Consider the following 12807-nt stretch of genomic DNA (forward strand, 5'->3'; position numbering starts at 1 on the left):
TACAAGAATGGCTGCGGAAGTGGGCGCGAGCGCCGTTTGCGGGCCGTACTTCTGCGCCCTGAGTCCATTAGTTCAACACCTTCCGCACAGGAGGTCGTCGTGCCGCCGAGAAGGGTCGTCACCGGTCGAAGCCAGGAGCCGCGCCTACGGTTCGCGGAGGAGTTGAGATTGCGGCGCAGGCAGCGTGGGGAGAGCCTGCGGCAGCTCGGCCAGGCACTGGGCTGGGACCCGTCCCTGTTCGGCAAGTTGGAGAACGGGCAGACGATCGGCGGCCCGGAGGTCGCCGAGGCGCTGGATCAGCACTACGGGACGCCTGGACTGCTGCTGACGCTCTGGGAGTTGGCAGTCGGAGACCCGACGCAGTTCAAGGAACGGTACCGGCGTTACATGACGCTGGAACAGGAGGCGGTGAGCCTCTGGCACTACGCCGTCAGCATCCTCCCGGGCCTGCTCCAGACACCGGGGTACGCGCGCGAGGTGCTTGCGGCGAGCGGTACCAAGGACCCGGAGCTGACGCAGCAAGTCGAAGCGCGCATAAGCCGCCGTGAGCTGCTGGCGGACGAAGACGCTCCAACGTTCCGCACCATCCTTTCCGAAGCCGTGCTGCGTATGACGTTGGCTGACAGCGGAGAATGGCGGAACCAGCTCCAGGACCTGCTTGAGGCGGCTGAACGTCGGAACGTGACGTTGCAGGTCCTTCCCTACGCCTCAGGCCCGCACGGCTTGGTGAGCACCGACGTGATGTTCCTGCGGCTGCCCGATGGCAGCGTCGCGGCCTACACCGAGAACGCACACCACGGCGAACTCATCGAAGAATCCAACTCGGTTGAGACTCTGCTACGCGCGTACGATGCGATGCGTGACCTGGCACTGAGCCCGGTCGAATCGCGGAAGTTCATCATCCGGATGTTGGAGGAAGTGCCGTGCGATCCATCGACCTGAGCACTGTCACCTGGCGCAAGTCCAGCTACAGCAATCCGGACGGCGGCCAGTGCATCGAGATCGCCGACAACGTCCCCGCCCTCGTCCCCGTCCGTGACAGCAAGGACCCCCAGGGCCCCGCGCTCGTCTTCGAGGCGGCGGCCTGGGGAGCCTTCGTCGCCGGCGTCAAGGCGCTCCCACTCCCGTAGGAATCGTGGGGCTCATGGGGGGCTCCTTGGGGCGTTACGGGCACTACGGGTTCGGGGTCACCTCGAAGCCCGCGCCGTGGATGTCGTGCTTGGCGTCGGCGGCCTCGCGGGTGCGCAGGTCGGCCAGGATGTTCGCCGAGCTGGTGTAGTTGAAGGGCGGCAACTGGAGGGTGATCGCCTTGGTGATGCCGGCCCAGGGGCCGGCCGCCTGGAACTTGTTGGCCTGGGACGGGAGATCGGTTCCCGGCACGTGCCAGATGACCGGGCCGCCCGAGTCGCCGGGCTTGTTCACGGCCGGTGCCCGGTAGATGCCGTTGTCGTTGTTCATGACGGTGCCGTACCAGACACCCGTCTGCCCCGACGTGATGATCTCGTTGTTGCCGGTCGTCAGCAGGCGCTCGGTGTCGAGCGCGGGCTTCATGGCGTTCGGACTGACCGGCCCCTTGGGGTACTTCAGCACTCCGGTCTGCTTGAGGTACGGCCCCTGCGAGGAGAGCGTCACCTGCGGCAGCAGCTCGATGACCATGTAGTCCTTGGTGGCATGGCCAGTCTGCGAACCCTCGGGGTCCTTGAAGTAGCGGACGTAGCCGATCGGGCCGTACTTCGTGTCGTTGCGGTCGACGACCGGGATGATGTTGTCCGGGATCTCGTGGTCGGCGTACTTCCCGGACTTGTCGCGGATGCAGTGGCCGGCCGAGATGGCTATCTTGCGCTGGTGGTCGTCGGTTCCCACGGCCCCGATGGTGCAGAAGAGGTCGGTCGAGTTCGGGGGGAACGCGATCTGCATGCCGTTGTACACGCGTTTGGTCTGCTGAGCATGGCCGGAGGGCGCGTCGGCGTGTGCGCTGGCCGCGGCGGCGCCGAGGGAGCCGGTAAGCGCCAGGGCCGCGACGAGGCCCGGTAATGCCCTGAGCTTCCCGGTCTTCTTGGTCTTCCCGATCACGTGTCGTTCCCTTCTTGCCGGTGGATGGCCCGGCGCCATCCTGAACGACCGGCATGAAAGACCGATGTAATCGGCGTGATGCATGTACTGCGGCGCGAAGGGCCCCGCCCGCCGGAAGTCATGGGAGTCACAACTCGCGGCGGACGGGGCCCTTACGACATGGGGCACGGCCCTGGGCTCATGGCCCAGGGATCAGCCCAGCCGGCTCACGTCCCGCACCGCGCCCTTGTCCGCGCTGGTCGCCATGGCGGCGTACGCGCGCAGGGCGGCCGAGACCTTGCGGTCGCGGTTCTTCGGGGCGTAGACGCCGCCGAGGGCCTCGCGGCGGGTGGCCAACTCCTCGTCGCTGACGAGGAGTTCGATCGAGCGGTTGGGGATGTCGATACGGATGCGGTCGCCGTCCTCGACGAGGGCGATCGTGCCACCGGAGGCCGCCTCGGGCGAGGCGTGGCCGATGGAGAGGCCGGACGTACCGCCGGAGAAGCGGCCGTCGGTGACCAGGGCGCACGCCTTGCCCAGGCCGCGGCCCTTGAGGAACGACGTCGGGTAGAGCATCTCCTGCATGCCGGGGCCGCCCTTGGGGCCCTCGTAGCGGATGACGACGACGTCGCCCTCTTTGATCTGCTTGGTGAGGATCTTGTCGACGGCCTCGTCCTGGGACTCGCAGACCACCGCGGGGCCCTCGAAGGTCCAGATGGACTCGTCGACGCCGGCGGTCTTCACCACGCAGCCGTCGGCCGCGATGTTGCCCTTGAGGACGGCCAGGCCGCCGTCCTTGGAGTAGGCGTGTTCGGTGGAGCGGATGCAGCCGCCGGCGGCGTCCACGTCCAGCGTCTCCCAGCGCTCGGACTGCGAGAAGGCGGTGGCCGAGCGCTTGCAGCCGGGGGCCGCGTGCCACAGCTCGACGGCCTCGGCGGACGGCGAACCCCCGCGCACGTCCCAGGTCTTGAGCCACTCGGCGAGGGTGGCGGAGTGGACCGAGTGGACGTCCTCGTCGAGCATGCCGCCGCGGTACAGCTCGCCGAGGATGGCGGGGATGCCGCCGGCGCGGTGCACGTCCTCCATGTAGTACGTGCCGCCGGGGGCGACGTTCGGGGCGACCTTGGCCAGGCACGGGACGCGGCGGGAGACCGCGTCGATGTCCTTGAGGTCGTAGTCCAGGCCGGCCTCCTGGGCGGCGGCCAGGAGGTGCAGGATCGTGTTGGTCGAGCCGCCCATGGCGATGTCGAGGGCCATGGCGTTCTCGAAGGCGGCGCGGGTGGCGATGTTGCGCGGGAGGACGGACTCGTCGCCGTCCTCGTAGTAGCGCTTGGTGATCTCGACGACCGTGCGGCCGGCGTTCTCGTAGAGCGCGCGGCGGGCGGTGTGGGTGGCCAGGACCGAGCCGTTGCCGGGGAGGGACAGGCCGATGGCCTCGGTCAGGCAGTTCATCGAGTTGGCGGTGAACATGCCGGAACAGGAACCGCAGGTGGGGCAGGCGTTCTCCTCGATGCGGAGGACGTCCTCGTCGGAGACGCTGTCGTTGACCGAGTCGACGATGGCGTTGATCAGGTCGAGCTTGCGGACCGTGCCGTCGACCAGGGTGGCCTGTCCGGCCTCCATCGGGCCGCCGGAGACGAAGACCACCGGGATGTTCAGGCGCATCGCGGCCATCAGCATGCCCGGGGTGATCTTGTCGCAGTTGGAGATGCAGATCAGCGCGTCGGCGCAGTGTGCCTCGACCATGTACTCCACCGAGTCCGCGATCAGGTCGCGGGAGGGGAGGGAGTACAGCATGCCGCCGTGGCCCATCGCGATGCCGTCGTCGACCGCGATGGTGTTGAACTCGCGGGGGACGGCGCCCGCGGCCCGGATGGCGTCGGAGACGATCCGGCCGACGGGGGCGAGGTGGGTGTGGCCGGGCACGAACTCCGTGAAGGAGTTGGCGACCGCGACGATCGGCTTACCGATGTCCTCGCTCGCTACGCCCGAGGCCCGCATAAGGGCGCGGGCGCCCGCCATGTTGCGGCCATGGGTAACGGTGCGGGACCTCAGCTCGGGCACGATGGTCACTCCCTCGGGATTCGGGATACGCACGTCGGGATACGTACGTACAGCAGTGGCGCCATACAGCAGCTGATCCCGAGATTACGCTCTTGATCCAAGATCCGGACACCGACTCCGGGATGTGAGATGCCCGACCGGAGTGCGGACGGCGGCGGTGTGGGCGCCCGGCCGCGGGGCGTACGCCCCGTCCGCCCTACGACTGGGTCAGGTACCGCTGGAGCGTCGGGGCGACCATCGCCACGATCTCCTCCAGGTCCGCGGACGCCATCGGCTCCATCTTGACCAGGTACCGCAGCATGGCGATGCCGATGAGATGGCTCGCCGCCAGCTGGACCCTGAACTCCGGGTCGGGGACGTGCAGTTCGCCCGCCACCCGGTGGAGCAGCCGGCGTTCGACCAGCCCGCGCAGCACCGCCGCCGCGGTGTCGTTGGTCAGCGCCGAGCGCATGATGGCCAGCAGCGGCGGCCGGCTGACCGGGTTCTCCCAGACGCCGAACATGAAGCGGGCCATCCGCTCGCCCACGCCCGCCTCGTCGCCGCCCGCGAGGGCGTCCGGCATGGTCAGCGCGGGCGCGAAGGACAGCTCGATGGCCGCCGCGAAGACCTGCTCCTTGGTTCCGAAGTAGTGGTGCACCAGCGCCGCGTCCACCCCGGCCGCCTTGCCGATGCCGCGGACCGAGGTCTTGTCGTAGCCGCGCTCGGCGAACTCCGTACGGGCCGCGGCGAGGATCTGCTCCCGGGTGCCGGGCCCCTCGGCCGCCTCGGTACGGGCCGGCCGGCCCCGGCCCCGGCGGCGGCGCGGGGCGGTGTCGGCGGTGTGAGCGGTGTCCGTGGCGTGTGCGGTGTCCGTGGCGTCTGAGGTGTCCCCGCCCGGCCGCCCTGAACTGCTCGCCTGTCCGGAACCACCGGAGTGGTGCGTCCGCCCGGGACCGCTCACTTGCCCGGCACCCAGGTCGGCGACGCCAGGTGCAGCCGCGTGAAGGCCAGCGCCTCGGCGAGGTCGGCCTCGCGTTCGGCGGCGGACATCGCCCGGCGGGTGTTGACCTCGACGACGACATGGCCGTCGAAGCCGTTGGCGGCCAGCCGCTCCAGCAGCTCCGCGCACGGCTGGCTGCCGCGCCCCGGCACCAGGTGCTCGTCCTTGGCGGAGCCGTTGCCGTCCGCGAGGTGGACGTGGGCCAGCCGGTCGCCCATCCGCGCCGCCATCTCCAGCGCGTCATGGCGCGCGGTGGCGGTGTGCGAGAGGTCGACGGTGAAGTGCCGGTAGTCGTCGTTGGTGGGGTCCCAGTCCGGGGCGTACGCCAGCATCTCGCGGTCGCGGTAGCGCCAGGGGTACATGTTCTCCACGGCGAACCGGACGTCGGTCTCGCTCGCCATCCGCCAGACGCCGCGGACGAACTCCCGGGCGTAGTTGCGCTGCCAACGGAACGGCGGGTGCACCACCACCGTGGAGGCGCCCAGCTTCTCCGCGGCCTGCCGGGCCCGCTGGAGCTTGACCCAGGGGTCGGTGGACCACACCCGCTGGGTGATCAGCAGGCAGGGCGCGTGCACCGCCAGCACCGGTACCCCGTGGTAGTCCGAGAGCCGGCGCAGCGCCTCTATGTCCTGGCTGACCGGGTCGGTCCAGACCATGACCTCGACGCCGTCGTAGCCCAGGCGCGCGGCGATCTCGAAGGCCGTCGCCGTCGACTCCGGATAGACCGAAGCCGTGGACAGCGCGACCTTCGCATCGGGAATGCGCACCACAGGCTCTGTCACGAGGGACAGGGTACGGGCCGGGGCCTGCCGCGGGGCAGGAGGTCCGGGCCGCCACGGCAGGCCGACGGGGCACTGCCGGGGCAGGTGGGACGGGGGCTACCGGTGTGGCGCGGCCGTCCCGCGGCGCACGGTGTGATCTCCGCCGCACTCGGCGGGAACGGCCGGAACGCGACGCCGCGCGGCCGGGGAGACGGCCCTCCCACCGCCGCCGTAGAGGCGCCGGCTCTCCCGCCGTACGGAGACCGCCCCTCCGTCCGTATGGCACCGGCCGCGCCCCGCCTGCGTACCCGGGGCGCGGGTCCTAGCGCTCCGGCAGATGGTCCAGCCGCCGCAGGATGACGCCCTCGCGCAGCGCCCACGGGCAGATCTCCAGCGCCTCCACGCCGAACAGGTCCAGCCCCGCCTCGGCCACCAGCGCCCCGGCCAGCAGCTGCCGGGCGCGCCCCTCGGACACCCCGGGCAGCCCGGACCGCTCCCGCGTGGACATGCCGGCCAGCCGCGGCACCCACTCCTCCAGACTCTTACGGGTCAGCTCCCGCTGGGTGTAGAGCCCCTCCGCGGTCCGCGCCGCGCCCGCGATCCGGGCCAGCTGCTTGAAGGTCTTGGACGTCCCGACGACCTGGTCCGGGGTCCCGTACCGGCTGAAGTCGCTCACCACGCGGGCGATCTCGGCGCGCACCCGGCGGCGCAGCGCCCGGACGGCCTCCGGGTCCGGCGGGTCGCCGGGCAGGTCGCCGGCGGTCAGCCGGCCCGCGCCGAGCGGCAGCGACACCGCGACGTCCGGGTCCTCGTCCAGGCCGTACGCGATCTCCAGCGAGCCGCCGCCGATGTCCAGGACCAGCAGCCGGCCCGCCGACCAGCCCAGCCAGCGGCGGGCCGCCAGGAAGGTGAGCCGGGCCTCGTCCTCGCCGGAGAGCACCTGGAGGTCGACCCCGGTCTCCTCGGTGACGTGCCGGAGCACGTCCTCCCCGTTGGCGGCCTCGCGGATCGCGGAGGTGGCGAACGGGAGCACGTCCTCGACGCCCTTGTCCTCGGCGACCTGCATCGCCTCGCGGATGGTGGCCGCCAGGCGGTGCACACCGGCGTCACTTATGGCGCCGTCGGCGTCGAGCAGCTCGGCAAGGCGGAGTTCCGCCTTGTGCGAGTAGGCGGGCAGCGGGCGCGCGCCCGGGTGCGCGTCCACCACCAGGAGATGGACCGTATTCGAACCCACGTCGAGAACACCGAGTCTCATGAGGTGAAACCTACTGCCGTGGCGGGGGACACTTGCGGCCCGCCTTACGCTGGACCCGTGGCAAAGACGAAACAGGCGAAGCACCAAAAGGCCCTGAAAAAGGAAGAAAAGCGACGCGCGCAGGCGGCTGCGGCGGCGCGCTCCGGCGGCGGGGCACCGGCCGACGAGGTCGGCCTCGACTTCGCCCGCGCCTGGGTCACCTTCCCCGACCCCGGCGACGACGAGCAGCTGTTCCGCTGCGACCTGACCTGGCTCACCTCCCGCTGGACCTGCATCTTCGGCAGCGGCTGCCAGGGCATCCAGGCGGGCCGCGCGGACGACGGGTGCTGCACCCTCGGCGCGCACTTCTCCGACGAGGAGGACGAGCAGCGGGTCGCGAAGCACGCGGCGCGGCTCACGCCCGAGCTGTGGCAGTTCCACGACGTGGGCACCAGCACCGGATGGACCGAGGAGGACGAGGACGGCGAGCGGCAGACCCGGCGCTGGCAGGGCTCCTGCATCTTCCAGAACCGCCCCGGCTTCGCGGCGGGCGCCGGCTGCTCGCTGCACATCCTCGCGCTCCGCGAGGGCCGCGAGCCCCTGGAGACCAAGCCCGACGTGTGCTGGCAGCTGCCGGTCCGGCGGACGTACGAGTGGATCGACCGGCCGGACGACACCCAGATCCTCCAGGTGACGATCGGCGAGTACGACCGCCGCGGCTGGGGCCCCGGCGGCCACGACCTGCACTGGTGGTGCACGTCCGCGACGTCGGCGCACGGCGCGGGCGATCCGGTCTACGTCACCTACAAGCCCGAACTCACCGAGCTGATGGGCAAGAAGGGGTACGCCAAGCTCGCCGAGCTGTGCGAGGAGCGGCTGGCCGCGACGCTGCCGATGGCGCCGCACCCGGCCGACCCGAAGCCGCGGCGGGACGCCAAGCCCTCCAAGGGCTAGCCGTTCCGCCGCGGCGCCGGCTCAGCGGGGCGGGCGGGGGGTGTGCGAAGGGACGGGCCCACCCGGCGCCGAGGGGCCGGGCCCGCCCGCCTGCGTGGTCGGACGCCCGGTCGCATCCTGGGTCGGCCGCGCGGTCGGGTTCGCCGTCGGTCCCGGATACGTCGGCGTCGGGGACGGCGCCGGCTGCTGCGTCGGAGTGGGACGGCCGGGGCCCGGCGCCGGATGCGGCGGTGCCGGGGTGGGGCCGCCGGGCGAGGGGCGGCCCGGCCCCGGAGCGGGCTCGGTCACCCCACGGCCCTCCAGCGCGACGACGGTGCCGCCCGGCTCGATGGCGATCTTGGACTTCCAGTGCCCCTCGGGCTCCCGGTCGTGGTCGACGTACACCGTGATCTTCGTGGTCTGGCCCGGCTGCAGCTCCCCCGCCGTATGGCTCATCTGGAGCCAGGGCGCTGCCGCCGCCGCCCGCCAGCGCACCGGCGAGCGGCCCGAGGCCCGGATCGTGATGACCGTCGTCCCGGCGGCGGGCTGCGCGTCGACGGTCAGCCGCCCCGGCCCCCGCTCCTCCCGGTCGGCCGGCGGCGTCGGGCCGCTGTCCGGGCCCGCCACCTCGACGGACACGTCGGGCGTCCAGTCGCCGGCCGTCATACCGCGCCGCGGGGTCGTGGGACGGGCGTTGCCGGCGTTCTCGTAGCGGCGGCCGTCGAACCGGGCGGCGGCGTCCGGATCGGCCTCCGTGCCGTTGGCCGCCACCGTCGTGGCGTCCGTCTCGCCGGTCTCCGGGGCGCCGCGGTAGGCCGCCCACAGAGCGAGCACCGGCGCCGCCAGCACCGTCGCCACGACCGTGGTGGTCAGCGCCCGGCTGCGCAGTCGGCGGCGCCGCGCGACCCGGTCCGTGGGGCCTACCGGGAATCCGTTGCGGCCGTAGCGAGGAGAACCGTTTGCTCCACCGTGCCGGCCGCCGGCCGCCGCCGCGGTCGCGCCCGGCACCCCCTCCGCCCGTCCCGACCGGGACTTCAGGGCCGCCGCCAGCGCCGCGAACACCGCCTCGTGCTCAGCGCCGACCAGCGGCAGCGCGCCCTGGTCGGCGGGCGCGGTGCCCGGCCAGGGCCCGGCGGCGGTGGCCCGCTCGGCGGTCCGCCGGCACTCGGCGCAGTCGTCGACATGGCGCACCAGCTCCCGGCGGAGCGCCGCGCCCAGCAGCATCTGGCTGTCCCCGGCCAGTCGGCCCACGTCCGGACATCGCCCGAACTCGACGACGGCCAGCGCCGCCCGGGTCCGCTCGACCTCGCAGGACGCGGCGGCCAGCAGCGCGCGGGTGGCGGCCGGTTCGGCGCCGAGCACCGCGGCGACCTCGTCGGGCGACAGCCGGTGGCGCACCGAGAGCTCCAGCGCCTCGCGCTGCTCGGGCGTGGTCCCGGCGGCCTCCGGCCAGGCCAGCACGGCCAGTTCCCGCCGGCGCTCCTGCTCCTGCTCCGGCCCCTCGCCGGGCGGGGCCGCGGGTTCCTGGCCGGCCTCGGCGAGCCGGCGCAGGCACGCCCAGCGGGCGAGGGCGTAGAGCCAGGGGCCGTAGAGGCCGGCGTCGCCGGGGCACCGACCGTGCTGCCGCTCGGCGAGCGCCAGCGCCTCGCCGAGCACCGCGGTGGCCGCGTCGTGCTCGCACAGCACGGACAGGCAGTAGGTGAACAGCCCGTCCAGATACGGCTCGTAGCGGTCCTGGCGGGCCTCGTGCCGCCGCTGTGTGTCGCGGTTCCGGCGGATCCCGCGGTCCTGTTCGTCGGGTCGGCGCGGCGCCGGGCCGCGCGACCGGTGTGCGCCGGTGGTGTGCGTAGGGTGCTCGGGCCTGCTGCTCATCACCCCGGCGACGGTAGGCGGATGATGCAGCCGGTCTCGCTTGGCGAGACCGGTTTTAACCCGTACGGGTGACCATCTCCCTCAAAAGGGGACACAAATCTGCTATTCGGCCCCCGAGCGCGCTCGGCGCACGCCGCCCGGTCGGCGCAACTGCCGCCGACCCCGCCCGCTGTCACACCCCGCCGCTACGGTTGCGTCATGGCAACTCGCAAATCGTCGGCCAAGGAGCGCCCGTCGTATCGCTGCAAGGAGTGCGGCTGGACCACCGCGAAGTGGCTCGGCCGCTGCCCGGAGTGCCAGGCGTGGGGCACGGTCGAGGAGTTCGGCGGCGCCCCCGCGGTGCGCACCACCGCCCCCGGCCGGGTCACCACCGCCGCGCTGCCCATCGGCCAGGTCGACGGCAGGCAGGCCGCCGCCCGCTCCACCGGCGTGCCCGAGCTGGACCGCGTCCTGGGCGGCGGGCTGGTCCCGGGCGCGGTGGTGCTGCTGGCCGGTGAACCCGGTGTCGGCAAGTCCACGCTCCTGCTGGACGTCGCCGCCAAGGCCGCCTCCGGCAGCCACCGCACGCTCTATGTGACCGGCGAGGAGTCCGCGAGCCAGGTCCGGCTGCGCGCCGACCGCATCGGGGCCCTCGACGAGGACCTCTATCTGGCCGCCGAGACCGACCTCTCCGCCGTCCTCGGCCATCTGGACACGGTCAAGCCCTCGCTGCTCGTCCTGGACTCCGTGCAGACTGTCGCCTCCCCCGAGATCGACGGCGCCCCCGGCGGGATGGCCCAGGTCCGCGAGGTCGCCGGCGCCCTGATCCGGGCCTCCAAGGAGCGCGGCATGTCGACGCTCCTGGTCGGCCACGTCACCAAGGACGGCGCCATCGCCGGCCCCCGCCTCCTGGAGCACCTGGTCGACGTCGTGCTGCATTTCGAGGGCGACCGGCACGCCCGGCTCCGCCTCGTCCGCGGCGTCAAGAACCGCTACGGCACGACCGACGAGGTCGGCTGCTTCGAGCTGCACGACGAGGGCATCACCGGGCTCGCCGACCCCTCCGGCCTCTTCCTGACCCGCCGCGACGAGCCGGTGCCCGGGACGTGCCTGACGGTCACCCTGGAGGGCCGCCGCCCGCTGGTCGCCGAGGTCCAGGCGCTGACCGTCGACTCGCAGATCCCCTCCCCGCGGCGGACCACCTCCGGCCTGGAGACCTCCCGGGTCTCGATGATGCTCGCCGTCCTGGAGCAGCGCGGCCGGATCAGCGCCCTGGGCAAGCGCGACATCTACAGCGCGACGGTCGGCGGCGTGAAGCTCTCCGAGCCGGCCGCCGACCTCGCCGTGGCGCTCGCCCTGGCCAGCGCCGCCAGCGACACCCCGCTGCCGAAGAACCTGGTCGCCATCGGCGAGGTCGGCCTGGCCGGCGAGGTGCGGCGGGTCACCGGCGTCCAGCGCCGCCTCTCGGAGGCCGCCCGGCTCGGCTTCACGCACGCCCTGGTCCCGGCGGATCCGGGCAAGATCCCCGCCGGCATGCGGGTCCTGGAGGTCGCCGACGTCGGTCAGGCGCTGTCCGTGCTGCCCAAGCGGGTGCGCCGGGAGGCCCCGCGGGAGGAGGACGCGCGCCGGTAGACTTTGCCCCGGTCTCGCCCGTCACCACCGTCTCACCGCCGGCTGCGTAGCTCCCAGATACCCTCGTTTGTACGCACCGCGGCAGCGGCCGGGCGGCCTGCGGACCGACAGATCCTTGCGACGGAGGAGTGCAGTGGCAGCCAACGACCGGGCATCGTCTCCCGGCAGGTCCGGAGGGAGCTCCGGCACCGAGAGCCTGATGCGCGCCTCGCTGAGCGCCGTCGCGCCCGGTACGGCCCTGCGGGACGGCCTGGAGCGCATCCTCCGGGGCAACACGGGCGGCCTGATCGTCCTCGGCTTCGACAAGACCGTCGAGTCCATGTGCACCGGCGGTTTCGCGCTGGACGTCGAGTTCAGCGCCACCCGCCTGCGCGAGCTGTGCAAGCTCGACGGCGCGCTGGTCCTCGACAAGGACATCACCAAGATCCTCCGCGCCGGCGTCCAGCTGGTCCCGGACGCCTCCATCCCCACCGAGGAGACCGGCACCCGCCACCGCACCGCCCAGCGGGTCTCCATCCAGACGAACTTCCCGGTGGTCTCGGTCAGCCAGTCCATGCGGCTGATCGCGCTCTACGTGGACGGTGAGCGGCGCGTCCTGGAGGAGTCCGCCGCGATCCTCTCCCGCGCCAACCAGGCGCTGGCCACCCTGGAGCGCTACAAGCTCCGCCTCGACGAGGTCGCCGGCACCCTCTCCGCCCTGGAGATCGAGGACCTGGTCACGGTCCGCGACGTCAGCGCCGTCGCCCAGCGCCTGGAGATGGTCCGCCGGATCGCCACCGAGATCGCCGAGTACGTCGTCGAACTGGGCACCGACGGCCGCCTGCTGGCCCTCCAGCTGGAGGAGCTGATCGCCGGTGTGGAGCCGGAGCGCGAGCTGGTCGCCCGCGACTACGTCCCCGAGCCCACCGCCAAGCGCTCCCGCACGGTCGCCGAGGCGCTGGCCGACCTGGACGCGCTCAGCCACCCCGAGCTGCTCGAACTCCCCATAGTGGCCCGCGCGTTGGGCTACAGCGGCGCCCCCGAGACGCTGGACTCCGCGGTCTCCCCGCGCGGCTTCCGCCTGCTGGCGAAGGTCCCCCGGCTCCCCGGCACGGTCATCGACCGCCTCGTCGATCACTTCGGCGGCCTCCAGAAGCTCCTCGCCGCCAGCGTCGACGACCTCCAGGCGGTCGACGGCGTCGGCGAGACCCGCGCCCGCTCGGTCCGCGAGGGCCTGTCCCGGCTGGCGGAGTCGTCGATCCTGGAACGGTACGTCTAGGGCCTTTCCGGCCGTGACCCGTCGGACGGGCCCCAGGACCCGT

At 72.6% G+C, this 12807-nt stretch carries 11 protein-coding genes; 5 read left to right on the forward strand and 6 right to left on the reverse strand.

Annotated elements, in window-relative coordinates; translation table 11 throughout:
• The first annotated feature begins 99 nt into the window (after positions 1–99).
• The gene (locus GR130_RS36835; protein WP_159508712.1) at positions 100–942 is read left to right on the forward strand and encodes a helix-turn-helix domain-containing protein; all 843 of its coding nucleotides are present in this window, start codon (positions 100–102) and stop codon (positions 940–942) included.
• Positions 924–1130 (forward strand): DUF397 domain-containing protein, encoded by a 207-nt coding sequence (locus tag GR130_RS36840; protein WP_159508713.1) that lies wholly within the window; start codon positions 924–926, stop codon positions 1128–1130. Before GR130_RS36835 ends, GR130_RS36840 begins: the two co-directional genes overlap by 19 nt.
• A gap of 43 nt (positions 1131–1173) precedes the next feature.
• Here the strand turns inward: GR130_RS36840 and GR130_RS36845 are convergent, their stop codons facing one another.
• The 5 genes from GR130_RS36845 to GR130_RS36865 form a co-directional block, all read right to left on the reverse strand.
• Complete coding sequence (locus GR130_RS36845; RefSeq protein ID WP_236573827.1) at positions 1174–2073, reverse strand: S1 family peptidase; 900 nt, start codon at positions 2071–2073, stop codon at positions 1174–1176.
• A gap of 192 nt (positions 2074–2265) precedes the next feature.
• Positions 2266–4116, reverse strand: coding sequence for a dihydroxy-acid dehydratase (gene ilvD / locus GR130_RS36850; RefSeq protein ID WP_159508714.1), 1851 nt, complete (start codon positions 4114–4116; stop codon positions 2266–2268).
• 196 nt (positions 4117–4312) lie between these two features.
• Positions 4313–5056, reverse strand: coding sequence for a TetR/AcrR family transcriptional regulator (locus GR130_RS36855; RefSeq protein WP_159508715.1), 744 nt, complete (start codon positions 5054–5056; stop codon positions 4313–4315).
• Complete coding sequence (locus GR130_RS36860) at positions 5053–5865, reverse strand: sugar phosphate isomerase/epimerase family protein (RefSeq protein ID WP_159510466.1); 813 nt, start codon at positions 5863–5865, stop codon at positions 5053–5055. The genes GR130_RS36855 and GR130_RS36860 overlap by 4 nt, the downstream gene beginning before the upstream one ends.
• A gap of 313 nt (positions 5866–6178) precedes the next feature.
• Positions 6179–7111: a Ppx/GppA phosphatase family protein gene (locus GR130_RS36865; RefSeq protein WP_159508716.1), complete on the reverse strand. Its 933-nt coding sequence runs from the start codon at positions 7109–7111 to the stop codon at positions 6179–6181.
• A 57-nt stretch (positions 7112–7168) separates the two neighbouring features.
• On the opposite strand from GR130_RS36865, the gene GR130_RS36870 reads away from it, so the two are divergent.
• Positions 7169–8044: a hypothetical protein gene (locus tag GR130_RS36870; protein WP_159508717.1), complete on the forward strand. Its 876-nt coding sequence runs from the start codon at positions 7169–7171 to the stop codon at positions 8042–8044.
• A gap of 21 nt (positions 8045–8065) precedes the next feature.
• On the opposite strand, the gene GR130_RS36875 is transcribed toward GR130_RS36870, so the two are convergent.
• Positions 8066–9895, reverse strand: coding sequence for an RNA polymerase sigma factor (locus GR130_RS36875; protein ID WP_159508718.1), 1830 nt, complete (start codon positions 9893–9895; stop codon positions 8066–8068).
• 198 nt (positions 9896–10093) lie between these two features.
• Here GR130_RS36875 and radA point away from each other — a divergent pair, with 198 nt between their 5' ends.
• Together radA and disA are read left to right on the forward strand one after the other, a co-directional pair.
• A complete protein-coding gene (gene radA, locus GR130_RS36880) occupies positions 10094–11506 on the forward strand; it encodes a DNA repair protein RadA (RefSeq protein WP_159508719.1) in 1413 nt (470 codons plus the stop codon).
• Between the two features lie 133 nt (positions 11507–11639).
• Entirely contained in the window at positions 11640–12764 is a 1125-nt protein-coding gene (disA, locus tag GR130_RS36885; RefSeq protein ID WP_159508720.1) for a DNA integrity scanning diadenylate cyclase DisA, read from the forward strand.
• Positions 12765–12807: the final 43 nt, after the last annotated feature.

Source organism: Streptomyces sp. GS7 (assembly GCF_009834125.1).
Lineage (GTDB): Bacteria > Actinomycetota > Actinomycetes > Streptomycetales > Streptomycetaceae > Streptomyces.